A 25,341-nucleotide genomic window follows, 5' to 3' on the forward strand; every position below is an offset into this window, starting at 1 on the left:
ATTTAACACTCCCAANGCTGGCACAGATCAAAAAGTTTGAAAATTCAGGAAAATTACCATTATATATTTGCCTCCTTATTCACCTGCTGTTGAGAGGTTGTGACAATACATAAAACACAATACTTTACGTAACAAAATCTACGATACCATAGGCTTACTTGAAGATGTTGTGTCTAATTTTATTGTCAGTATTTCCAGCACTACTATTAAACGAGTTTGTAATGTTTCTTATTTATTCGGTTGACCTTACCCAGAAAAAGTAGAGAGGAAGTCAGGAGAGTAGACCAGGAGAACTTCCCACTGCCATTAAGTTAAGGGAAAGAGAAGTTAAGATTGGACAAAAAATTTGAAGCGATTGATAATTATGGTAAATACTAGGGTGAATTTTTAAGAAAAGGGAGTCTGAAAAGTGCAAGTTATTTAAAAAAGTAATAATTGCAGGTTATTTTGCAAAGAATGTACTAATGCAATGATACTGAAAAGATATCTTGAATTTAAAACACATGTTTTCTAGCTCTTTTCTGGTAGTTGAGTGAACGAATATCAGATATCTTATGACGATCAACTCTTCTCCCTTTTCTTACCACTAAAGTGTTCATCAAAAATAACTGTGATAGTCGATCCATAATGCAGTCTATGTCTGACTCTGTAGAAAAAATATCAAAGGCTAAGTTTTTAATCGCATTAAATGAGACAGATTTATTGATGCTTTTTTTTAGTTTACTATTCTGTGCGCTCAATGTCTCTTCATCATCTTCTATCATGATACTTTCTAGATTACTGATGAAGATAGTTGACCAAAAATCCTGCTTGATAGTTTCAATACTTTTTCCTGTGAAATTCTCTAAATTTAATCTTCCCTTCAGCCTAGAAAAAAATGTTTCTACTCCCCAGCGCAAGTAATATAATCTCTCAAACTCTTCGACTGTAAAACTTTGCTCATCTAACAGAGATGTTACTAACACTTCAACTTCTCCAGAAGAAAGTATTATTTTGACTAACCTGAATTTCATCTCATCAGGTAATCCTAGCTTTCGTAGCTGTCTTGCTACTTTAATAGGTGCTACCACCATACTAGATGGGCTTTCCGGCTTAAACATAGCGTTTATTTCATTGAAAGACGAACTTGGACAGCGAATTATATAATTGATTTTCCTTCCTGTAAGCTCAGCAAGAAATCGATAAGATACGTATCCTCTATCACAGATTAACAAATCGTCTGATTTTATGGATTCAAGCATACCGATCGCTAAATCAACCTCATAGCTGTCACCTCTACTTAGCACAGATTTTATTGCAATATTATTTAGCACATCGTAGCAAACTTCAAAGGTTGCACTTGTATAGTCTTCAAATCTCTGGATTCCATTCCATACTGCTCTTGAGCCAAACTCGCCTATTATTTTGTCGCTCTTTGGCAGAATCAGTATTGAAGCATCAAATGCAAGTACTCTGAAGCCATGGTGGGTTTTAAATTCCTGATCTTGGTAGTATAGGGAAACTATATCATCATTTAACTCTGAAAACGCAGTATGCTTTAGCTTCTTTCTTGCTTGAGTAAATGCACTTGCCGTAATTGTGTAATCTTTTCTTGTATGCAGAACAAACTCATTAAGCATTACTTGTAATGACTTTACACTCTTTCTAAAAATCAGGAGAAATACATTAATGAAGGGCAGCTTTCTTTTTCGTGAGAAGTCTTTTGAGGATGCTCTGTGTGCGTTTATAAAGTTTAAACTCATCAATTTATTTTTTATAAACATGATTATTCTTTTTTTTACTCATGTCATTACTTCTTTTAATTTGTGGATCTTACCTGATTTTACAATACAGTCCATCACTTTCCCTTAACTTAATGGCAGTGGTGAAGTTCCACCCCTGAAGATTGGAATTCAAGCAGTTTAGCTTTAACCATATTGATCAGGTGTTGCAAGCCGTTATCTTACACATCTTATAATGCACCCCATAAACTAGACCAAAAAAAAATGGTTAATCCGAGTAGGAAGGTAAAGGGGTAAAAGTATGGCAACAAAAAAATATGAACCAGAGTTAAAAGCAAAGATAGCTTTGGAAGCAATAAAAAATCAAAAAAGCACATCTGAGATATGTAGTGAATATAAAATACCATCAACAAATCTATATGATTGGCGTGATAGAGTATTGGCAAGGTTAAAAGACCTATTTGTTGAAGAAAGTGAAAGTGCGAGAAAACAAAGAATCTTAGCGCAAGAAATAGAAAGTTTACATAAAGTAATAGGAGAATTGACAGTGGAAAATAGTTATTTGAAAAAAAAATTACTGAAATAAGCAAAAAAGATAGAGTAAGGTTTATAGAAAAAGATTCTGATCTGTCAATTAGGAAACAGGCTGATTTATTGGGGATTTGCAGATCTAGCCTATATTATAGGCCTATAATTAATAACGAAAGTGAAGTAGCAAATTTGATTCAATTGGCTTCTGATTGCCGTTATGGATATCGTAAAATTACTGCTGAAATCATAGCGAGTGGAGTAGTAGTCAATCACAAAAAAATCTTAAGAATTATGAAAAAAATGAAGATTAGTGGGCTGTATTGTAGAAAAAGATGTAATACAAGTATTAAAGAAAAAAAAGCATAAAATATATCCTTATTTACTCAAAGATTTGATTATTTGCAGAGTTAATCAGGTATGGGCTACTGATATAACATATATTATGGTAGAAGGTAAGTTTGTCTATTTTGTGGCAATAATGGACTTGTATAGTCGCTATATTATTGCTCATTCATTATCACCATATCTCGATGCTGGATTTTGCCTTTATACTCTCAAAGAAGCTCTAAAACAAGGTAAACCTGAGATTTTTAATAGTGATCAAGGGATGCAGTTTACTAGCTACAACTTTATTATGGAATTAGAGCGTGCTAATATTAAAATCAGTATGGACCATAAAGGACGTTGCTTCGACAATATATTTGTTGAGCGCTTATGGAGAACTTTAAAGCAAGAAGCTATATATTATTATAGACCAAATAGTATCAGAGATTTGAATCTTATAATAAATGATTTTGTTGCTTGGTATAACTATAGAAGGCGACATCAGACTCTACATTATAAAGTTCCTGCTGATCTTTATTATCATAAACAGTAAATGAATATGTTGATAAATACTTTAAATGTGTGTCGACGTATTTATCAACATATTCATTTTAAAAATCGGATCACTTTGAAAAAAATGGTCTAGACAAATGGGTGCACTATAGTCTTCCACTATATGAAAAGTGTCGACCTCTATGACATCGAGAATTTCGGGACTCAATACCTTCACTTGCGTTGTACCCTGTGTTGTCCATCCCACTAGCTTTACTACGTTCGTTACCTTACGCAGCATAGTGGTCTGTTCCAAACTGCTGGCTTAAGCTCTGTCTGGATTGACCAACTGTACTCTAAGCGCTTCTCTTGGCGCACCCATGATAACTCCTATAATTTATAATAGGGAAGCGCTATGGCTTCATCAATGGTTCGCATCGTTCCTTCCAAAATCATGCTACAAAACGGGCACTTATGGCACCAGTGAAGAATTCGGTTATAACTGCAAAAGTGCTTCCTGTATTATTATATTTAAAAGCTACTAAAAACTAAACCTGGAGAGATACAATGCCTTACTCCTTGAAGATACAAGTTTCTTCATGTGGTTTGACAGATTTTTTCTGTTCGGTGCTTCAAACTCTGCTGAAAATTCTTATACATGTTAAAAACATCTTGATAATTGAGGTGAGTGTAAACTTGAGTGGTCTCAAGACTCGAATGACCAAGCAGTTGTTGTATTGATCTTATGTCAATATCTTCCTGAAGCAAATGAGTAGCAAAACTATGACGAAATGCATGTGGAGATAAAATTTCTGGTAAATTTAACATTCTCCTTATTTTCTGCAAACGATTGGCCACATAAGTTCTTCCCAATTTTTTTCCTCTTACTCCCAAAAAAAGATATTGTGCTTCATCAAAATAAGGACAGGCTTTTATATACTCCTGTATACATTTTTTTACTACCGGAAGAATGAATACCTGCCTTTGTTTATCTCCCTTACCTGTTACTATTAAACTTTCATTGTTAATATCACTAACCCTAAGGTTCAACGCTTCACTGATTCTTAAGCCCGTTCCATATAGCAGGACGATAATTGCAATTTCTCTTTTTATCACCCAAGGTTTGCCCAGGTCGGATAGTTTCATTTCTTTCAATAGAGTTTTTATGTTAGATATTGAAAGTGCTTTAGGAAGAGTTCTTCTCTGAATTGGCCTTGATAAGGAAAATACAGCTTCATTGTCTATATTGTAGTTGTTTTTTATGTACTTGAAAAAATTTCTGATTACTGAGAGTGCTCGAGTGTTAGATCTTGCATTCACACCTCTTGCATAACGAGAGGTAAGCCAACTTCTTAACTCAGGTATACTTAAATTTTTCAGAGTACCAACATTTACTTCTCCACCAATGTGAGTATTTAGGAAACTTATAAGATCCTTCAAGTCCCTCATGTATGACTCTAAAGTGTTTGGTGAATAAGATCTGTTGCACCTCAGCCACTCATACCATTTTTCAATGATTGAACCGAGGTCCACAATTATTTTTTAAAGAAAGCATCGATGCACGCATCTCGAAAGGCTTCATTTATATCAGGATGAGAGTGACAAATTCTGTATATATCCTCTGCTGCTGCGCCATATGCCATTGCAACCACTGCTTCGTTGATTAGCGTATCAGCGTATGCCCCTATGATATGCACACTGAGTATTGTATCTGCTTTGCTACAAGTCAGCACTTTCACGAATCCTTCAGCATCATCAATGATTTTTGCTCTGCCGTTTGCAGCAAATTGACATTTACCAACTTTGTATTGACGGCCAGCATTTTTGAGTTCCTCTTCGGTTTTACCGATCGAAGAAACCGCAGGGTGAGTGTAAATGACAGATGGTATAATTTCATAATCAACGTGAGGTGACTGTCCTGCTATTATCTCTGCGACTGCTACCCCTTCTTCCTCTGCTTTATGAGCAAGCATTGCTCCACCGATCACATCACCAATAGCAAATATTCCTTTCACATTAGTTTCATATCTGTTGTTAACTTGAACGAAACCGCGATTATCTTTTTCTATTTTTTCAAGACCATCAGTACATGGTTTGCGTCCTGCTGCCACCAATACCTTATCCGCCTCTATAGTGTTTATTTGATTATCTTTTACAGAACAAACTTTCACATTCAAAGAGTTACTACTTTGTTTTATCTCCTCAACTTTAGTGCTAAGTAGAAATTTTACTCCTTGTTTTTGCAGGCTAGAAAGTAGAGACTTACTTAATTCTTCATCCATTGCTGCAGCGATTCTGTCAAAAAATTCTACTACAGTGACTTCAGACCCTAGCCTGCTCCATACAGAAGACATTTCAAGCCCTATTGCCCCAGCTCCGATTACGACAAGTTTTTTTGGTACTTCAGTTAAAGATAGTGCACCGGTGGAAGAAATAATGTCTTTCTCATCGATATTAATTCCTGGCAAAGAAATAACGTCAGAACCGGTTGCAATTACTATATTTTTTGTCTTCAGCACCTTACCTTCAACTGAAACTTCAAGATTACCTTGGTCAAAAGAAGCAAGCCCATTGATTTTAGTGATTTTGTGAAGGTTAAACAGATATTCTATACCTTTTCCAAGTTCCTGAACTCTGGCGTCCTTATAGCCTAGCATTTCTTTTAAATCGAAACTTGCATCCTTAATTTTTATGCCAAGCTTCGACAGATCATTTTTTGTGTGAGCATACTGATAGGAAGAATGAAGTAGTGCTTTGGAAGGTATGCACCCAACTCGCAAGCATGTACCACCAAAAATGCTATTTTTATCTATACAGGCAACTTTCAATCCAAGTTTTGCAGCAGCGATAGCACACTTATAACCGCCTGGACCACCACCTATAACAATCAGATCATAATCAATCATAAAGAACAAACCTATTTTCTAAAGAATAAACACCATTTCCCTCAGTTGTTACATATATTTTATCGTGAGTAAACACTGGAGTGTGAAACACATTACCAGGTACTTTGATTACCTTTCCTGCACTTTCAGATCCAGGAAAAGCAAGCATTGAACCTTTATTGCTTGTCACCCACAGTGTATGGGCATACATAATTGGAGCAAATAGTTGCATATTTTCTATTAAATCAGGTGTCCAGACTGTTTCTCCATTTTTTATATTCAGGCCAATTATTTTATCATCTTTAGTAACTATAAAAATTCTTCCGCCTTCTTTTTGTTTCTCTGCAGGAATAAGAGGACTATAATATGACTCAATGTCTGATACACTTTTTACTTGCAGTGACTTTGACCATAAAATATTTCCTGATCTCACGTTAATACCATAAATATAAGAATTATTTGTAGCTATTAAAGTATCGCCAAGCACTCTCGGTGTAGTAGTTACATCTGTGAGCTGTGTATCCAAAAGGTTTGTAGCCAATTTTTGGCTCCACAATTTTTTACCGTCTTCATTAAAAGCTATTAACTCACCATTTGAAAATGGTGCTATTATTTTATCGTTAGAAGTTGTTGGCGATATGGAATACAAACCTCGAACCTCATTGATACCGTTTTGATAAGCCCAAACGGAGCTGCCATCTTTTATATCAAACACGTACAGATAATTATCAATAGTCAATACTACCAATTTATTATTTATTACTGCTGCTTTCCCTCTTACTGGAGCTCTCAATTCTTTTTCCCACTCAATCTTGCCAGTTTTTGCATCTATTGCGTGTAAAGTGTTATCCACTATAAAGAAAACATTTTTTTCATAATGCGATAGGCTCATGTTACCAATTTTTTTCCTATGTGAGAGGTGTAATTTCCAATTCATAGCCTTTGAGTTATCAATATCAAAGGAATATAAAGCGCCGTGCTTGTCTGGTAAAATAATGCTATCTTCTGTAAGCACTGGAGCTACATATCCTTGAGATAGTTTTTTATCCACTAGACTTATTCGTTCGTTTGCCATTGTATAGTTACTATACAATAACATTATCATGACAATTATTATTTTCATTATTTAGTGAAAACAAGATTCATTAATATACATACTAGAAACCTGAATCACAACGAAAATGTTCTTATTGTATATTAAAAGCATTGATTCATAAATAGAATGTCATACCATTATGTGAAAGGGGCTCTAAGAACCTGTTTAAAATCTTTTCAGGAGTAGAGCAGTGAAAGCAAATTTGTAAGCTGGTGTTGAGTTTCCGCTCGCCACAATCGCCTACATTTTTCTAACTAAGCAAAAAACAACCCATCTTTTCTACAATACAGCAAAGGTATGCAATTCCTTACTCTTTATCACTTCAACAGTTGCACCAATAATATCTTTTATTTGAGTTGCAAATTTTTCTCCCGTATAACCCGCATGGCTTTGTTGCATAGCTAGTGTTATATTGTAAGGAGAAAAGCTTTTCAATATATGGTTAGTAACGCATTTTGTTGTAAAATAAGCATTTTTCAAACAAGTATAACTTATGCCACAAAAAATGAGAGTAAGTAACCAAAGAGAATATTGTAAGTTAAAAATATGTTATAAAACGAACAAGAGGGAAAGATAGCTCTATTCACTATAGGAATAGAGCTATCACGGGCATGTGCGACCGAGGGAAAATTGGTATTACAACCGTCGTTATCAAGGTACACTAGCCCATCTCTCGATACGTTTGAATAGTTGTGTGGGACATACCCGTTTACAATCTTAAATTAATAAAACTATCGAGGTTATCATGATTGCATCTTATCAAAATTTTATTGGCATTGACATCGGAAAATTCAAAAATGTTGTTGCAGTTCACAAGCAGAAGAATGCTGTCGAATTTGACAATAATACTTCTGGTTGGCAACAATTGTGTCAAAAATTCTCAGATATCTTACCTAATTCTTTAGTGACTTTAGAACTTACTATTACCCACAAATATAAATGGACTTATAAATAAAGTATTAGAATATTAAAGTTTGCAAATATTGAGGGTATAAAAATGGCAAGTGAATGGGCTAAAAATGAATTTGGAGATGCGACACTTGGAGATAAAAGACTAACTGACCGATTGGCGAATATTGCTGATAGTTTAATAAGTTTACCTGAAAGCTCAATTAATCAGGCATGTGGAAGTTGGTCAGAAGCAAAAGGGGCATATCGTTTTTTTCAAAATGAGAACGTGAAAGAAAGCGATATTCTAGCTTCACATACTACAAGAACTGTTGAAAGAATAAAAGCTCATAAAAAGATTCTTGTAATTCAAGATACAAGTTGTATTTCATACACGGGCCATAAAAAAACAAGTGGGTTGGGAATTATCTCAAGAAAACGTAGTAAAGGTGTTATGCTGCATACAGCTTTTGCTGTTAGTACAGAAGGCTTGGCATTAGGAATAAAAATTTACTCGAGACCACCTGTTTCTGAAGAAGCCAAAGAGCTAAAAGAGAGGAATCGTAAAAGAGCACATATTGAAGATAAAGAAAGTATAAAGTGGCTAGAAAGCCTAAAGAAAACAGATAGCATTATAGACTCAACTAAAACTGAAGCTATAACTGTATGTGATAGAGAGGCAGATATTTATGAATTTTTTGAACTTGCACGTAATCTTAACTCAGCAGTTTTAGTAAGAGCTTCCAAAGATCGAGATATAAATAGAAAATCCAGATTTTCCAACGATAAACAAAAATTATGGAATTTTTTGAAGACTTCTCTAGCATTGGTACAATAGAAATTGAAATCCCTGCTAGAGATAATAAGCCAAAAAGAACAGCATGTTTAGAGGTTAAGTTTGGGAAGTTTATGATGGATCCGCCTAAAAGGCACATAAGGTATAAAGAGTTATATAACCTACCACTTTATGCAGTTTATGTTGTTCTGTCCTCCTGAAGCAAGTCCGCTAGAGTGGATGCTTTTAACGAATCTTCCTGTTAATACTTTTGATGAGGCAGTTGAAAAGGTTAGTTGGTATTGTCTTAGATGGAAGATAGAGATACTTCATAAAATTTTAAAATCTGGCCTTAAAGTTGAAGAATGTAGACTTGAAACAGCAGAAAGATTAATGAGGTATTTAACGGTTATGAGTGTTATTGCTTGGAGAATTTTTTTTATTACAACAATTGCAAGAACCAATCCAACACTACTTTATTAGCTGAAGAAGAGTGGAAAGTTTTATACGCGAAAATACACAAATGCCCAAATGTAACTCCTACTATAAAAGAGGTTGTTTCATGGATTGCTCAGCTTGGAGGCCACTTAGCCAGAAAAAATGACCCAGAACCAGGCCCCATTACTCTTTGGAAAGGATGGAGACGTCTCTTTGATTTATCAGAAGGATGGAGACTTGCTACTGAACTTTATACTTATGGGTAATAGTAAGATTTCAAATACTTGAGTCATACAAATTCGAGGTAAGATTGGTAAATGCACGGCATGTAAAGAATGTACCTGGTAGGAAGTCTGACGTTCAAGATTGCCAATGGCTCCAACAACTGCATAGCTAAGGACTGCTTCATGGATCATTTAGGCCAGATGTGTGTATTGCGCAGTTACGTGCGGCAACGCAAAAATCTCACTGAAAGTGCATCTACACATATTCTGCGTATGCAGAAGGCATTAATTCAAATGAATATACAATTACACAAGGTTATTAGTCATATTACTGGGATAACTGGTATGAAAATCATTGAAGCTATAATTGAAGGCGAAAGAGATTCTGAAAAATTAGCAGGGACGTGCGAATGAAAAATGATCAGTCTACTATTGCAAAAGCGTTAGCTGGTGACTATAGAGAGGAACACTTATTCACGCTAAAGCAAGAATTTGAACTATATAATATTTATCAAGAAAAAATAGCAGAATGTGATAGAAATATTGAAGTCTATTATAAAACGTTTGAAACAAAGTCTTGTGAAAGCAAACAGCTAAGTAAGCAAAAGAATAAAAATAGCAAAAGTAAGCCAAGCTTTGCTTTGTATGAGGAACTGCACCGAATAACTGGTATGGATTTCACTAAAATTCCTGGATTTGATGTATTAAGTATACAAACCATAATTTCAGAAGTTGGTATAAACCACAGTAAATGGCCAACAGAAAAGCACTTTTCGTCGTGGTTGGGACTCAGTCCTGCTAATAAAGTTACAGGGGAAAAAGTGTTTAATACAAGAACACGTAAAGTCATTAACCGTGCTGCAAATGCTTTGCGAATAGCTGCTCATTCTGTAGGAAATAGTAAAAGTACGTTGGGTGCATACTACAGAAGATTGAAAAAACGACTAGGAGCACCAAAAGCAATAACAGCTACTGCAAGAAAAATGGCATGCATATTTTATAGTATGCTCAAATACGGACAGGAATATGTAGAAAAAGGAATGGAATACTATGAAACACGCTATAAAGATAGAACTGTAAAAAATTTGATCAAAAAAGCGAGCGAATTTGGCTACATATTAGTTCAACAAGAAGAGTTAGTTGAGTGAGTTTCTTAGGAGGAAGATGTCATGCCAGTGACCAGACACTGGAATGAAACCAAAGAGGCTAATTATATTTCTTGCATAACTGAAATTCAAAGGAAAATCAGTTAATGTCATTCCAGTACTGGAATTCAGCTTTTTCGTAATCATTGGAAACGCTGTATTCTAACATGAAGCAGCTACTTTTGTGCTTGCCAACGTAATAAAATTCCTGGATGCCAGTGTCTGGGCACTGGCATCCTGCAGATAATGTTCGTGCAGCTGTGCCTCATGCGCTGGCTCTCTTAAATTACTCTAACTATAAATATTAATAAATTTACCAATTGCAAAAAAGGCAAAAGAACCCCCACGTAGTGAGTTTGACCCTATAATAATTTAAACTGGCGCTGTAATAATGTGCTAACGCTTAAAATAAGCGCGTTTTGGCTGAATGTAGAAAAAATAAAAAAGACATGCAGCCGCTATAATTTTATGTAATCCGCCAATAAGTACCCTAAGTTTTTTACTGAATTTTTGTCATTGAGCCTGCAGGTCAAAAACAAGTTTTGAGTCATAAATACCCTTATTGTCATGATAAGTGAACTAACGAAATTTGTAAAGGAGTTTTTGTTCCTACGGCTTAGAAAGTTAGCATTCTGTTAGTCATATTCTTTACCTTGCTTTACAACAATGCAATTCCAGTGTCACGCACTGGAATGACAAGAAAGGGAGCACAGGTTTCAATATTTGCACATTAGCCATTCCCCTGAACAGATACCGTGTAATTTCTGCTAAACATGAAACTCCTATTTAGGAGACTTCTTAAAGTCTTTTCCTGCATAATACTGCAGCTCCCATTACTTTTCTGTACTAAATAACTGCAAAAAAGCGTTCGCTTGTTCAGGAGAATAGTCAAGGAGATCATGTATTAATTCAGTGATCATATTTTAGCCACACTCTATAGTGATATTTCTATATTAGAAACCTTAATCATATAAATTAATTATTTACTATATATTACCTGACGCTTAACTAATCAGTTATTTACTCTAAATATATTATATGTATACTTGTTACTAAATTAATTTTGAAATGATAGAAAATGAACGAATTTAAATCTATACGTAATATTGCCATAATTGCACACGTTGACCACGGTAAAACTACTTTACTTGATAACATGTTAAAACAAAGTGGTACGTTTCGTGAGAATCAAGAAGTTCAAGAACGAGTGATGGATAGTGGCGATCAAGAGCGTGAACGTGGGATTACAATACTTGCAAAATGCACATCAATAATGTGGGATGATGAAAAAATAAATATTATTGATACACCAGGACATGCGGACTTCGGTGGAGAAGTGGAAAGGGTGCTCTGCATGGCAGATGGCGTGTTACTACTGGTTGATGCTGCAGAAGGTCCAATGCCACAGACTAAGTTTGTGTTGTCAAAAGCACTAAAAGCAAATTTAAAACCGATTGTAATAATCAATAAGGTTGATCGACCAGACAGCAGAATTGATGAAGTACTAAATGAAATATATGAGTTATTTTTTAACCTTGATGCAACCAACGAGCAGCTTGATTTTCCAGTATTGTATGCTTCAGGTAGAAATGGTTGGTGTGCTAAGGAGCTATCTGATGAGAGAAAAGATTTAAGCCCATTATTTTCAACGGTGATAGATTACATAAAACCTTCCGTTTACGACCAAAATGCACCTTTTGCTATGCTAGTTACTTTACTTGAGTCCGATAAGTTTCTTGGCAGAATATTGACAGGAAAGATTTACCAAGGAACCGCACAAGTTAACTCAGATCTTAAGGTAATTGATTTGGATGGTAAAGTGGTTGAGCGTGGAAGATTAACTAAGTTACTCTCATTTTCTGGCTTAAAACGCATTCCGGTAGAGCAGGCTGTAGCAGGTGACATAATTGCCATTGCAGGACTTGAGAAAGCTTCGGTTTCAGACACTATAGCAGCACCAGAAGTTACAACTGCAGTCAGCTCAACTCCAGTTGATCCGCCAACGATGGCGATTACTATAAGCGTTAATGACTCACCTTTTGCTGGGCAAGAGGGAACAAAACTTACCTCAACTGTTATAAAGGATCGTTTATATGCAGAAGCAGAAACAAATGTTGCAATTACTGTAACTTTGGCGCCAAGCGGCGAAGCATTTGAAGTAGGTGGACGTGGTGAGTTGCAGCTTGGAGTGCTGATTGAAAATATGAGAAGAGAAGGTTTTGAGCTTTCTGTTTCACGCCCTCGAGTGCTATTCAAAGAGGAAAATGGCAAAAAACTTGAGCCTATAGAGGAAGTAGTAATTGATGTAGATGATGAATATAGTGGAGTCATCATGGAAAAACTCAGCTTTCGAAAAGGTGAAGTAACTGACATGAGACCTTCTGGCAACGGTAGAACGAGGTTAACGTTTTTAGTACCATCAAGGGGACTGATTGGTTATCAAGGAGAATTTTTAACTGATTCTCGCGGCACTGGTATAATTAACCGTTTATTTCACAGCTATGCTCCACATAAAGGTCCAATTTCCGGAAGGCGTAATGGGGTTTTAATTTCAACAGACAAAGGCGAAGCAGTAGCCTACGCAATTTTCAATCTGCAAGATAGGGGAATTATGTTTATTAAGCCACAGGATAAGGTATATTGTGGTATGATTGTTGGTCAGCATAGCCGTGACAATGATTTAGAGATAAACGTGCTAAAAGGTAAACAATTAACCAACGTGAGAGCTTCAGGTAGTGATGAAGCTATAAAACTCACTCCGCCAAAGATAATGACACTGGAGGATATGATAGCGTATATAGACGATGATGAGTTGGTGGAAGTGACTCCAAAATCTATACGTCTGCGCAAGAAGTTCCTCGACCCTAATGAACGTAAGCGTGCAGGAAGGGCGAAGAATAAAGATTAATCAACGTTTCTGATAAAAAGCTGGATGCCAGTGTCTGGACACTGGCATGACGTTATGGACACTGTTCTTTTTTGCCATCCTGATAAATGGATACTAATTAAGTTCTGATATTTTCTTGCAGTCTGACACGTTTGGGGAAAATAGATACATCATCTAATGCACTCCTAACATTTCTTTTATTAATCGCTGCAGTTGGTTGAAAAGTAGCATAGATGTATTGCGGTATATCATTAATTCGTACTAGAATAGAATTAATACATTCAATATTACCTTTACATATAGCAAGGCCAAGTGGTGTTAAGCTGTACCTCTGACCAGTTGGAGATATTGCAGCATTGTGATTATCAAGAACATCTTGCAATAAACCACTATTTTGAGCCTGAATTAAAATCGAATTAATATGTGCATGATTACCTTCATGTATAGCAAAGCCAAGTGATGTTAAGCTATACGTCCAACCATCTGGAGAATGTACAGTATTTTTAGCAGCAAGAACATTTTGCAATATACCACTATTTTGAGCTTGTATTAAAATAGAATTAACATGTTCATGATTACCTTCATGTATAGCAAAGCCAAGTGATGTTAAGTTGTACATCCAACCATTTGGAGAATGTACAATATTTTTAGCAACCAGAATTTCTTGCAGTGTACCATTATTTTGAGCTTGCATTAAAATAGAATTAACATGTTCATTTTCATTGATGTTTCTATATATAGCAAGACCAAGCAATGTTAAAATGTACGTCCGATTGTTAAGAATATCTTGCGATATACCATTATTCTTGGCGATTGTTAAAATTGCATTAAAACATTCTTTATTACTTTCATATATAGCAAAGCTAAGCGGTGTAAAAATGTATGTAAGACGATCTAAAAACCGTGTTACAATATTTTCAGTAGCAAAAACGCCTTGCAGCATACCATTATTTTGAGCTTGTTCTAAAATAGAATTGATACATTCGTTATTACCTTGATAAATAGCAAAACTAAGTGGTGCTAAAGCATATGCTATAATATTTCTAGCAGCAAGAATGTCTTGTAGTATACCACTTTCCTGAGCTTTTATTAAAATAGTATTAATATATCTTTCCTTGTTTTGATGTATAGCAAAGCCAAGCGATGTTAGGGTATAGATCAGACTACCTTGATAGTCTATAATATTTTCAATATTAATAATCTCTTGCAGTATACTGTTATTTTGAGAATATGTTAAAATAGAATTAATACATTCATCATTACATTTGAATATGGCTAAGCTAAGTAGTGTTAAAGTGCGTCCACCACCTCTTGGAAATCGTGTGATGTATCCGATTGTAAGAACTTTTAGTAAATCATTCTTTGAAGCTGATTCCAGGATATTACTGATGCTCCTTTTATTCCGTATGGCCTTTCTTAATTGAAAATACAAAATTCGTTGTTTTTGTGTTAAGTTTTTGTGATTCAACATATTTCTTATAGCCCCATTTTAAAGTAAGTGCAGTTTATGTTAGTATACACTGATAGAAGAAATTCTATCATATGTTATGGAAAAATCTACAATGATTAATGAGAAGATCGTAAGAGAGAGCTTAAAAAAAGTCATAGAGCAAAAAAGTGGTAAAAATGTAATCGCTCTTGGTATAATACCCTCAATCATCATAAAAGGTAGAGATGTTGGTTTTGCGCTTGAGATTTCTGGTAACACACAGGCAAATGAAGAATTAAGAAGAAATTGTGAGAAAGCTGTTAAAGCTATACCAGGAGTAGGGAAAGTAACCGTGGTTGCTGCTGGTCAAAAGCAAGCTGGGCAGCAAAAAGCTAAACTTCATATTGAAGGAGTGGAAAATATAATTGTTGTTGCCTCTGGTAAAGGAGGTGTGGGTAAATCTACGGTTGCACTAAACCTGGCTCTCTCGTTGGCAGAATTAAAACATAAAGTTGCACTGGTTGATGCAGATATATATGGTCCTTCGATTCCTAAAATGCTGGACACTGAAAAATTAAAGCCAGAAATACAGAGTGGCAAAGCAATGCCTATAGAGAAGTATGGACTCTATACTATTTCAATTGGCTATTTTATCGATAAAGACTGCGCAGCAATATGGCGTGGACCTATGATCACAAAAGCACTTTACAATTTGCTAATGGGAACAAAGTGGTCTGATACAGAATATTTAATCATTGATACACCACCTGGAACCGGCGATGTGCATTTAAGTCTGATGGAGAATTTTAGTTTAACTGGGGCAATAATAGTTTCAACTCCACAGGAGCTTGCTTTAGTTGATGCACGAAAAATTTATGATATGTTCACAAAGCTCAGCGTGCCAATTATTGGCATTGTGGAAAATATGAGCTATTTTGTTCAAGACAATTCAAAAATACACATATTTGGAAAAGACGGTGCAAAAAAAATGTCTGAAGAGCTAAGAATAAAACTCTTGGGCAGAATTCCTCTAGATCCACAAATATGTAGTGCTTCTGATTGTGGAGATCCTTCAATGCTAAGTGAGGATTTAGTAGCGATTTATGAAGGCATTGCTAAAGATGTTAGGTCTTTTGTATGCAGTCTATAAAGTTCGTTTAAACTATTTTCAAAATGGGAATGTTTAAAAAAGCATAGGAGTCAAATTAAGGAAAAAGATATGAGGAGATAGAATAACAAGTTCTCACAGATATGTTTTTAGTGAGAGAAGTAACGATGAATAAAATAACTTGCCTATCAAAAGACCTCAACAAATTTTTCAATGAAATGGCAAAAGAGGTATCAATAAAAACAGAAAAGGAAGAGGCGGTTCATCATTCATAAATTTTGGGCAATTGAAAACTGCAGCAAAAGACCTGCTGCAAAAGAGGAGAAATGGTTATATAAAGAGCAAGAAAAAGTGAGGTAAAATGAGCTTAATAATCTAAAAGAACATCCGAGGAATTTTCGAGATCTAACAGGTCTGACAATAGAAGAATTCCAAAAGGTTGTCGAAACCAGAGTGGGAAAGTAACCGTTCACGGATTGTGAGAATGAATAAAGAACTAAGCAGTGACAGCTACTAGATTCTGTAGCTTTTGAAAGGGGTTCTGGCCATTTAGACGTGATGTCAAAATATCGACAACATTCTTTCCGGGAGTGTTAAATAAACTGTGTCAAACCAAGAAATAAAAATATAATTGATATAAAAAAACGGAGGTTTGACATGAGTCAAGTAAATAAAACTACCGGATTGGTAGATTATAAAGAATTAGAAACCTGTCGTCTATACGAGAAGGAAGACCGCTAACAGGAAGAGATGACACCGTTTATAAAAAAGCTGCTTGAGGCAAGTCTGGAAGGTGAAATAGAACACCACTTGTCTGGTGAAAGCGAAGAAAATAATCGAAGAAATGGGAAAAACTTTACGTACAAGTGCAGGCTCATTTGAATTGTTAACACCAAGAGATAGGGAGGGAAGCTTTGAACCTCAAGTAGTTAGAAAAAGACAAACAAGCCTACATCCCGAACTTGAAGCAAAGGTCTTAAGCACATTTGCCAGTGGTATGGAGATATAGCGTCACATGTTGAGGAAATTTATGATCACAAAATATCTGCAGCAGAAATATCAAGTATTACCGACAAATTGCTACCGATAATCAATGAATGGCGCAGTCGCCCACTGCAATCTGTATACCCGATAGTGTTCATGGATGGCATGTTTTTTAAGGTCAAGGAGGATGGGCATTGTGTAAGTAAATGTATGTACAATATATTGGGCATAGACCAAAATGGTAAAAAAGAAGTACTGGGCTTTTATTTAGCTGAAAGCGAAGGAGCTAACTTCTGGTTGGGTGTATTAAATGACCTAAAAGAGAGAGGTATAGAGGACATTCTGATAGCTTGTGTAGATGGACTAAAAAGCTTTCCTACAGCAATAAATAATGTGTTTCCTAATGCAGAAGTACAGCTATGTATAGTGCATCAGATAAGAAATTCATTGAAATATGTATCTAGCAAAGATGTGAAAGTTTTTATGAATGATTTGAAAAAAATATATCGTGCTACAAGTAAAGAAATTGCTGAAAATTATTTGCTTGAGCTGGAAGAAAAATGGGGCGAAAAGTATCCGTTAGTTGTAAAATCTTGGCAGAATAATTGGGAAAATTTGTCCAGTTATTTCAAGTATTCAGGTCCAGTTAGAAAGTTAATTTATACTACTAATCCTATTGAGGGGCTGCATAGGCAGATCAGAAAATTTACTAAGACCAAAGGCTCATTTACCAACACAAACGCCTTGTACAAACAGGTATATTGTGCTATAAAAAAAGTAGAGCAAAAATGGGTCATGGCTTTGCCTAATTGGGCATTAACTATTTCTCAGCTTGATATTTTCTTTCCTAACAGATTGAAAATTCAGTTGAGCTAAAAATGTGGTTTGACACAGTTTATTTAACACTCCCTAATAAATAAGATATCTACCTTAAATGGTTGCTATATTGGGCATATTCTCTTAACTTGACGCGTATGCTTCTTTGAACGTTCCCCGCAAAGTATTTAACTAAATCCAAGTTACCACCTTCAGCAGCATAGCGTATAGGTGTTTTATTGCTCATATCTCTAGCATTAACATCTGCCCCCTTTTCCTCTACTAGGTATTTAACCAACTCCAAGTTACCACTTTTAGCAGCATAGTGCAAAAGCGTTTCACCACCCACATCTCTAGCATTAATATCTACTCCCTTTTCCTCTACGAGATACAAAACTGAACCCAAGTTACCACTCCTAGCAGCATGGTACAGAGACATTTGATAGAAAGCACCTTTAACACTAGTTCTCTTTCCACTTGCTAGGTATTTAGCCAAGTCCCAATTATCATTGACAACAGCATGTTGCAGAGACATCTAATAGAAAGCACCTTTGACACTAACTCCAACTTCCTCTACTAGGTACTTAACCAACTCCAAATCACCATTCTTAGTAGCATAGTATATAAGTGCCCCACTATTTACATCCTTACTACTAAAGCCTACCCTTTTACCTACGAAGTATTTAACTAGATCCAAATTACCACCCTTAACAGCACAGAGCATAAATGTATTACTACCTGTATCTGCAGCACTAAAGTCTATCCCTTTATCTCCTAAGTACTTAACTAGATCCAAGTTACCACTCTCAGCAGCATAGCACACAACACTAAAAGCTACTTCGTCGCAACTTACAACCCTGTTACTAATTCTGTATGCATTAGAAATTTGATTTACACCCATTTCACCCTCCCTTATACATAAACAATGAATATACCACTGATTTCATATGCGCTGCATGCAAACCTTAACTATGCTCCACCACTCGTATCAATCACCCTATAAGAAGCTCAGCCATATCCATCAGTGCATTACAAATTAAGCATCTTTTGCTTTCACACAAGAACCCAACTTAATGAAGGTAAATACTACTTTTAACATTTGTTAAGTCATATTTAGAATTTTTTTTGAAATAATTTTCGATGAAGATTTTTCATTAATTTTATATAAAATATTACTAAAAACTTAGATAATATAACCATCTCCAGCAACCAAGCTCATCTTTTAAAATTTTAAATAGGTTCTTAGAATCGGTATCCTATTTTCTGGAGATGTACATCAGATTTAGTTGATGCATAGTAGCTATAAATTTAACTCTGTTATAAATTCAATAAATTAAAATAGATATTCATAAGAATATTGCTTTCCGTAACTAAAGCACTTATAATCCCAGGTTTCAGACAAAGGTGATGCTATAAAGAAACTTTTTAATATGGTTATTAGCATCATTGTTTTATGCATACCAATATATATTACGCATGATTCCAAATGTCGTAGTTTCTGAATTGACAATAAAGTTTAATATAGGAGCAATAGAAATAGGGCAATTTGGTGGGTTATACTATGCAGGCTATGTATTAGCACATATTCCTGTAGGTATTCTCTTAGATAGATTTGGTTCTAAAGTTGTTGTACCGATTTGTATTGCACTAACATCCTTGGGTGCTTTACCTTTGGTTAGTTCTAGCAATTGGGGTTATTCTATTGTTGGAAGAATAATCACTGGCATTGGATCATCTGCTTCAGTACTTGGACTTTTTAAAATAATAAGTATCTATTACCATAGAGAAAAATTCGCTGTGATGTTTAGCATATCAGCTATTATTGGCATTTTAGGTGGTATATTTGCCACTAAACCATTACATATCTTATTTGATGAATTCGGGTGGACTTACTGTATTTATAATAACCGGATTATTGCTTGCTTTAACTACCTTTGTGTCTATACCTAGAGTTGGTACCTCAGACAAAATAAATATTGGAAATTTAAGCAAGGTTATATTCAATAAAGATATTTTATTGATAAGCTTATTCGGTGGTTTTATGATTGGGCCATTAGAAGGCTTTACAGATGCATGGTCTGCAACATTCTTGCATGAGATGTACGCTATAGATAGACACATTGCATATAGTATTTCAAAATGGATATTAATAGGTTTTGGGGTTTTATTATTTCCTTATGTACTAGTGAAGTATCCAACTAGAACGTGCAGTAATGATAAGCAGCCTATTCCTGGTGTTAATTGTGGAAATTGTTAACACTGCTTTTGAAACGACAATTGAGCGTATTTCCAGTGAACAACATATACTTTCAAAAAAAGTAAAAGATCTAGGTAGTGCAGCAGTTTTTCTCTCATTAATTAACTTCTTGATAACATGGATGATAATATTGACAGGTTAATACGAATGTTATTAAGATATGTTGTCAAACTCACCAATTAAAGTTTTTATATCTTGCGGTAAATCAGAGACAAATTCCATGTATTCCTTGCTTTTTGGGTGGTGTAATCCTAATTTGTAAGCATGTAGTGCTTGTCTATTGAAATTACGAATGAAACTAGAGTTTTTAGCATATTTTGTGCTTTTACTACTATTTTTGCCGTAAACTTGATCACCAACTATGGAATGTCCTATGTGGCTCATGTGGACTCGAATTTGGTGTGTTCTGCCTGTCTCTAAAGTGCATTTAACCAGGCTTGCTTGTCCTATAATTTTCTGCACTAAATAGTGAGTGATTGCTAATTTGCCTGTGATTTTTGTTACACACATCATTTCTTTATTACCGCGTTTGGGAGCGATATTAGTTTCTATAGTTCCCTGCTGGGAAGGTAATGCTCCCCAAACTACTGCTAAATATTCCCGCTTTATTTTACGATTTGATAACAATTCAGACAAAAAACCATGGGCTTCTTCATTTTTTGCAATTACCATTAGTCCACTAGTATCTTTATCAAGCCTGTGAACGATTCTTGGTCTTGCATCAAGGTAAGCGATAACTGCATTCAAAAGCGTATCATTGTTTGTCCCAGCACCTGGGTGCACTGTTAATCCACTTTGTTTACTCAGAACTATAATGTCCTCATCTTCATAGACAATATCAAGTTTTATGTCATAATTAGGCTCAATTGATGTGGATATGTCAGGTTGAACGAGATGCACCACATACTCTTCATCTGGTTTTACTATGTGGTCATTATTAATTATCGGTATGCCAAGTAATTTCACCTGCTCATTTTGTATCAATCTTTGCGCTTTACTGCGCGATATGTTGCATTTTTCAGCTATATAGGTGTCTAACCTTAATTTTTTCTCATCACTATTAATGTTTAAAGTTATGTCTATGGCAACTACCTTGCACAAGCTACTTCAAATGCTGCTTGAACATTTGGGTCTATAAACATTGTTGCACTAGACTCAATTTGCAGATCACCTCGTTTTTTAATATGGCAAGTCGTTTGAGAGCCATTTTTCCAGTGAATTATTATTTTATTATCAAAATTTCGTAATGTTGCCTCAACCTTATTATCTTTTTCTTCCAGCTTAATAGATTCTAATAAATAATATAGAAAGTCACTTGGTTTGCCGTTGATTTTTTCTTTCCATTCATCTGTTCTTTTTCGTTCAAATAAATCTTTTTTCTGCTGCCTTATTCTATCTTGTTTTTCTAAGACTGCCATTTGTTCTTGTAGCTCCTTCTCTTCATCTACTAGTTGATCAGTATTATCTTCATTATCAGGCTCATGTGGTTGGTTGTGTTCTTCTAATAACTGTGTCTGTATCTCTTGATCTGCGGATTCATTAGTACTAGTTTGCATCTCTTTATTTGCAGATCCGTTAGCATTAGATCGACTACTGCTTCCTTGCCCATTTTGTTGAGGGTTGGGGTTATTAGGTGCGTTAGGCAGTCTTTCATCTGCAAAAACCGCTCCGGATAATCCCATACGGGCTCCAGGTTTAAGTCTAGATATTCTATCTTCTAAAGTCTCTGCTAGATTACTCAAGTTGTTTACTAAACTCATTACCTTTTCTACGTCCACTTCACTCAGTTTATCTTTTACGTCTTTGCTAACTTCTTTACACAGAACATCCACACTTTCACTAATATCTTTCAGGCAGGCAATTATTTCTTTACTAGCAGTTGTTTTCACCTCATCTACATTTTTCTTTATATCTTTTTCTAATTTATCAAGTAAAGCTTTGAGATCCTTCCCTATACTGTCAAGCGTTTCTTTAATGTTAATATTTGCAGGCTTTAAAAGACTATTATCAAGTAAATCGCAAGCTTTTTTAAGGTTACTGTCAAATGAGTTGCAAAACGGACTAAGTAGTTTTTCCATTAGAGATATTAGTTCATTTTCCCTTTTACCAAGCTTATTTTCTACTACTGATACAACCATGCCCTTTCCAGACCAGTATGGAAATAGAAGACCTAAAGAACTGTGTTTTCTAATAGTATGATTTTCATGATCCACGCTATTACTTATTAGATTGCTAAGTGTTGATATGATGCATAAAAGAATAGCGACTAATAAAGCTATTAATATTATTGGAGCATTAATGGATTGTGATGTTGCTGAAACTACTATAATAGCACCAAATACATATGATCCAGTAAACAAGAGAATCCTATTTCTATTTTCTGTTTCTATATCTTCTAGTATTTCTCTCTGCGTCTTAGAAATTGGTAAAACTATTGAAAGCTTTTCCCCCTTTTTATCTAAATTTGTTACAATTTCAATTTTTTTAGCTTCTTGAGCAATCTGGCTGTACTGTTCGTCAACTTGATAGTTTCCTATTTTTTTATCTATTTCATTCTCTTTTATTTTTTGTGTATTTATAAAGTTTATAATAGCAGTAAATAAGAAAACTGTAAGAGGAATAAAGGCAAGAGGTGCTGGCGTGAACGCAAATCCAGCAATACTTACTGTAACAGGCTGAATAGAAAAGGCAGTAAATGCTATAAGAGTAGCAATGGTACTTGCTATCGATATAGTACCAGAATACTTTCTTATAGAGCTCAAAATTCTACTGGGCTGGTCAGAAAGTTTTCTAAATCCTAAAAAATCAAAATAGTCTTTGAAAGGATCTTTAGTGTCTGTAACCATAACATTTTTCTAGTTTGAATTTATTTAGGTATACATTAACCAAACCTTAAAATCAAGTTTCTTAATTTTTCAACATATGCCAAGGCCTATTGGAGCGCACTGTATTAATCTTTACGTAACGATTTGTTAACCAAGCAGAATGTGTGCCATACGTTCCTAAATCGGCATATTTGATAGTTTTAGTATTACAAACTGAATAGTTGAATTCACTTAGTTGGATTATTAAATCAACTTTACCACAATTTTCTAGAATATCTTCTTTTTTGTAAGCTAGCAACACTGACTTACTATTTCCTTTATTGTATATACAGCCATAATCGTTGCACTTTAGTCTTTTATCTGGATTGCTATATTTTGTATGATTCAAAATTTGGTTCTGCCCATTTTGCTTCGCCCATGTTTTGACAACAAAGTTCCTATTTTTCCTGGTGAGAGAATATAGTAAGTTATCACTTTCTTTTACAGCAACATTATCAGCATTTATTAGGATGTCGGGGGTTTTATATGCGGTGCTAAAGCAAATACCCAGCACAATAAAGAAAATTCCCAAGAAACGCCAATTTCTTTCCCACAAGCACAGCCACAATAAACCAAATGTTATGATAATAATTGATGAGGCAGGAAAAGTGCGAATGGGAATAATTAGATACTGAAGATTAGCTATTGCATTTGTTATGTACAAAACGCTTTCAATTGGTCGTTCTATTAGCGGCGTTATAATCCACTCAATGCCTAAGGGAATCAACAAAACATAGATTATTCCAAGTGGAATAATAATGAGTGTAACTATTGGTATGGCAATCAGATTTGTAATAATGCCGCTGATTGAAAAATAATTAAAATTATATATTGTATATGGAACCGTTGCTAAGCTTGCTATTACTGAGCTGATCATTATCGACACAAAATATTTTATTATTTTTATTTTTAAAAATTTATTGGCATTAATCTGATAACTGGCAACCAACGCCAAGACAGCAGAAAATGACATCTGAAAGCCTGGTTTTAAGATTGCTTCTGGTTCTATTATAAGTATCACCGAAGCAGCAAACGCAATTGCTATTAATCCTCGATATTTTCTCTCTATCATTATTGCAACGAGTACTAAAATCACCATAATGTAGGCACGCTGAGCGGAAATTTGCATACCAGTGATCAATAAATAAAACGTGGTTGGTAAAATAGTAAGGAATGCAGATATTTTCTTGGTGTTATACTTAAGAGTCAAAGTTTCAGATATTGCGAATAAATTACGAAATACTATAAAAAATAGACCAGCAACGAACGATAAATGTAGACCAGATATAGCGAATAAATGTGCTATACCTGAGTCTCGTATTGCATTCATAGTTTTTTGATCTATCCCGTCTTTTTTGCCAATTAATAATGCAGAAATTATGTCCGCATGTGGTTTTTTGGTATTTTGCTGCAGGTTTTCATAGATATACTGACGGAAAGATTCTATATACTCCTGAAATTTCCTTGCTTCAGCCTTCTTGTGCAGGACTATTTTGCTTGTTGCAAAACCTGTTGCACTTATTTTCTGGTAATATGCTATTCGTGCAAAATCATATGCATACTCCGAAGGCGCAATCTTTAGAGGGAAGAGTTTTGCTGATAATTTTACTTGATCGCCTATTTTAATGCCTTCTTCCACTTTAGTTCTAACTGATATTCTGATGTTATCTAGAGCTCTATCCGGTGTCATTCCAGCGCGTGACCATATCTTTTTTTTCTGGATCCCAGTATCAAGTACTGGGATGACAAAAGGGGGTGCTGGGATGACAGGAGAGGATTTTGAGATAGTAGAGACAGAAAGCAAAAATTGTTTATATGAGCCCCTATCGTTAATATCCTTCACTGTAGCAACAATATCTTTTACGTACTTTTCTTTGTCGAGGATTTTAGTGTCTATTGAAGCCGTTCTTAATTTGCTGGCTGTAAATCCTACAAGCACTGCAATTAAAGCGATACATAATATCGCGTACTTTTTATGTAATATGGCAATCAAAATTAGTATAGGTGAAAGCAAAAGAAAAATAGATATACAGCTTGGTTCACAATTTAGGGAAAAATAGGTTAAGGCCCCTACACACTGAAAAACAGGAACCCACAGTATCAGGTTATATTTTTCATTGCGCAGATTGTTACGTATATAATTTACTATTATGTTAAAAAAGGTTAATAGATACATAAATATACGTAATAGTGTGATTTTATTCTTTATATTATTTATTATTGCATATATAATAATAAATAAGCAACGACGCGGGATGGAGCAGCTCGGTAGCTCGTCAGGCTCATAACCTGAAGGTCGTAGGTTCAAATCCTACTCCCGCAACCATCTTCCAACTGTACAAATATTGTGGTTTCAGATAGAAACAACTTGACAAATTTCGTCAACCTCATTACCACAAGAATGAAGCTATATTATTTAACTTCCCAATCTGTGCAGATTAAAACGACAAGAAGACTTGTATTTGGTGTACTATTTT

General features: G+C 35.0%; 16 protein-coding genes, 1 tRNA gene and 7 pseudogenes. 12 read left to right on the plus strand and 12 right to left on the minus strand.

From position 1 onward, the window contains the following. Positions 1 to 18: 18 nt before the first annotated feature. Positions 19 to 244, plus strand: a pseudogene (locus wVul_RS08920) (IS630-like element ISWpi10 family transposase); the annotation flags it as partial. Positions 245 to 494: 250 nt separating this feature from the next. Here the strand turns inward: wVul_RS08920 and wVul_RS08925 are convergent. After that, a complete protein-coding gene (locus wVul_RS08925) occupies positions 495 to 1,763 on the minus strand; it encodes an IS4-like element ISWpi18 family transposase (protein WP_076611312.1) in 1,269 nt (422 codons plus the stop codon). Between the two features lie 259 nt (positions 1,764 to 2,022). Here wVul_RS08925 and wVul_RS08930 point away from each other — a divergent pair. Continuing rightward, positions 2,023 to 3,129: pseudogene (locus tag wVul_RS08930) on the plus strand (IS3-like element ISWpi17 family transposase). A gap of 21 nt (positions 3,130 to 3,150) precedes the next feature. On the opposite strand, the gene wVul_RS08935 reads toward wVul_RS08930, so the two are convergent. The 5 genes and pseudogenes from wVul_RS08935 to wVul_RS09900 form a co-directional block, all read right to left on the minus strand. After that, a complete protein-coding gene (locus wVul_RS08935) occupies positions 3,151 to 3,369 on the minus strand; it encodes a hypothetical protein (RefSeq protein WP_153295614.1) in 219 nt (72 codons plus the stop codon). A gap of 296 nt (positions 3,370 to 3,665) precedes the next feature. Then, complete coding sequence (locus tag wVul_RS05600) at positions 3,666 to 4,601, minus strand: tyrosine recombinase XerC (protein WP_047759517.1); 936 nt, start codon at positions 4,599 to 4,601, stop codon at positions 3,666 to 3,668. 2 nt (positions 4,602 to 4,603) lie between these two features. Further along, positions 4,604 to 5,974 carry a dihydrolipoyl dehydrogenase gene (lpdA, locus tag wVul_RS05605; protein ID WP_047759518.1) on the minus strand — a complete coding sequence of 457 codons (1,371 nt, stop codon included), beginning with the start codon at positions 5,972 to 5,974 and terminating at the stop codon, positions 4,604 to 4,606. Continuing rightward, positions 5,967 to 7,076 (minus strand): outer membrane protein assembly factor BamB family protein, encoded by a 1,110-nt coding sequence (locus wVul_RS05610; RefSeq protein ID WP_047759519.1) that lies wholly within the window; start codon positions 7,074 to 7,076, stop codon positions 5,967 to 5,969. Before wVul_RS05610 ends, lpdA begins: the two co-directional genes overlap by 8 nt. Positions 7,077 to 7,164: 88 nt before the next feature. After that, positions 7,165 to 7,430: pseudogene (locus wVul_RS09900) on the minus strand (hypothetical protein); the annotation flags it as partial. A 364-nt stretch (positions 7,431 to 7,794) separates the two neighbouring features. On the opposite strand from wVul_RS09900, the pseudogene wVul_RS05620 reads away from it, so the two are divergent. The 4 genes and pseudogenes from wVul_RS05620 to typA all read left to right on the plus strand — a co-directional run. Then, positions 7,795 to 7,971 (plus strand): annotated as a pseudogene (locus tag wVul_RS05620) (IS110 family transposase); the annotation flags it as partial. Between the two features lie 75 nt (positions 7,972 to 8,046). Beyond that, positions 8,047 to 9,416 (plus strand): annotated as a pseudogene (locus wVul_RS05625) (IS4 family transposase). Continuing rightward, positions 9,410 to 10,522 (plus strand): annotated as a pseudogene (locus wVul_RS05630) (IS110 family RNA-guided transposase); the annotation flags it as partial. The pseudogenes wVul_RS05625 and wVul_RS05630, both read left to right, overlap by 7 nt. Before the next feature lie 1,075 nt (positions 10,523 to 11,597). After that, positions 11,598 to 13,427 carry a translational GTPase TypA gene (gene typA, locus wVul_RS05635; protein ID WP_047759520.1) on the plus strand — a complete coding sequence of 610 codons (1,830 nt, stop codon included), beginning with the start codon at positions 11,598 to 11,600 and terminating at the stop codon, positions 13,425 to 13,427. Positions 13,428 to 13,524: 97 nt separating this feature from the next. Here typA and wVul_RS09905 read toward each other — a convergent pair whose 3' ends face one another. Next, positions 13,525 to 14,877, minus strand: a complete 1,353-nt coding sequence (locus tag wVul_RS09905; protein WP_238580421.1) for a WD_0033/WD_0034 family tandem repeat-containing protein — start codon at positions 14,875 to 14,877, stop codon at positions 13,525 to 13,527. Positions 14,878 to 14,968: 91 nt separating this feature from the next. Between wVul_RS09905 and wVul_RS05645 the strand changes: the two genes are divergently transcribed. Further along, on the plus strand, positions 14,969 to 15,985 hold the full coding sequence (locus wVul_RS05645) for an Mrp/NBP35 family ATP-binding protein (protein WP_047759817.1): 1,017 nt from the start codon (positions 14,969 to 14,971) through the stop codon (positions 15,983 to 15,985). 615 nt (positions 15,986 to 16,600) lie between these two features. Beyond that, positions 16,601 to 17,803, plus strand: a pseudogene (locus wVul_RS05650) (IS256 family transposase). A 49-nt stretch (positions 17,804 to 17,852) separates the two neighbouring features. On the opposite strand, the gene wVul_RS05655 reads toward wVul_RS05650, so the two are convergent. Both wVul_RS05655 and wVul_RS05660 read right to left on the minus strand, forming a co-directional pair. Continuing rightward, positions 17,853 to 18,278 carry an ankyrin repeat domain-containing protein gene (locus wVul_RS05655; RefSeq protein ID WP_153295619.1) on the minus strand — a complete coding sequence of 142 codons (426 nt, stop codon included), beginning with the start codon at positions 18,276 to 18,278 and terminating at the stop codon, positions 17,853 to 17,855. Then, positions 18,279 to 18,644 (minus strand): ankyrin repeat domain-containing protein, encoded by a 366-nt coding sequence (locus wVul_RS05660; protein WP_047759521.1) that lies wholly within the window; start codon positions 18,642 to 18,644, stop codon positions 18,279 to 18,281. Between the two features lie 602 nt (positions 18,645 to 19,246). Between wVul_RS05660 and wVul_RS09910 the strand changes: the two genes are divergently transcribed. From wVul_RS09910 to wVul_RS05670, 3 genes are all read left to right on the plus strand, one after another. After that, on the plus strand, positions 19,247 to 19,693 hold the full coding sequence (locus wVul_RS09910; RefSeq protein WP_237350128.1) for an MFS transporter: 447 nt from the start codon (positions 19,247 to 19,249) through the stop codon (positions 19,691 to 19,693). Between the two features lie 91 nt (positions 19,694 to 19,784). Next, positions 19,785 to 20,000 carry a hypothetical protein gene (locus wVul_RS09915; RefSeq protein ID WP_238580422.1) on the plus strand — a complete coding sequence of 72 codons (216 nt, stop codon included), beginning with the start codon at positions 19,785 to 19,787 and terminating at the stop codon, positions 19,998 to 20,000. Next, complete coding sequence (locus wVul_RS05670) at positions 19,978 to 20,142, plus strand: diacylglycerol kinase (protein ID WP_238580423.1); 165 nt, start codon at positions 19,978 to 19,980, stop codon at positions 20,140 to 20,142. The genes wVul_RS09915 and wVul_RS05670 overlap by 23 nt, the downstream gene beginning before the upstream one ends. A gap of 11 nt (positions 20,143 to 20,153) precedes the next feature. Here wVul_RS05670 and wVul_RS05675 read toward each other — a convergent pair whose 3' ends face one another. From wVul_RS05675 to wVul_RS05685, 3 genes are all read right to left on the minus strand, one after another. Next, positions 20,154 to 21,101 carry an RluA family pseudouridine synthase gene (locus tag wVul_RS05675; RefSeq protein ID WP_047759522.1) on the minus strand — a complete coding sequence of 316 codons (948 nt, stop codon included), beginning with the start codon at positions 21,099 to 21,101 and terminating at the stop codon, positions 20,154 to 20,156. Next, positions 21,089 to 22,846, minus strand: a complete 1,758-nt coding sequence (locus wVul_RS05680; protein ID WP_047759523.1) for a hypothetical protein — start codon at positions 22,844 to 22,846, stop codon at positions 21,089 to 21,091. Before wVul_RS05680 ends, wVul_RS05675 begins: the two co-directional genes overlap by 13 nt. A gap of 61 nt (positions 22,847 to 22,907) precedes the next feature. Beyond that, complete coding sequence (locus wVul_RS05685) at positions 22,908 to 25,040, minus strand: ComEC/Rec2 family competence protein (protein ID WP_047759524.1); 2,133 nt, start codon at positions 25,038 to 25,040, stop codon at positions 22,908 to 22,910. A 73-nt stretch (positions 25,041 to 25,113) separates the two neighbouring features. Between wVul_RS05685 and wVul_RS05690 the strand changes: the two genes are divergently transcribed. Next, positions 25,114 to 25,190: transfer RNA gene (locus tag wVul_RS05690), tRNA-Met, on the plus strand. Positions 25,191 to 25,341 lie beyond the last annotated feature (151 nt).

It is taken from the genome of Wolbachia endosymbiont of Armadillidium vulgare str. wVulC, from assembly GCF_001027565.1.
Taxonomy (GTDB): domain Bacteria; phylum Pseudomonadota; class Alphaproteobacteria; order Rickettsiales; family Anaplasmataceae; genus Wolbachia.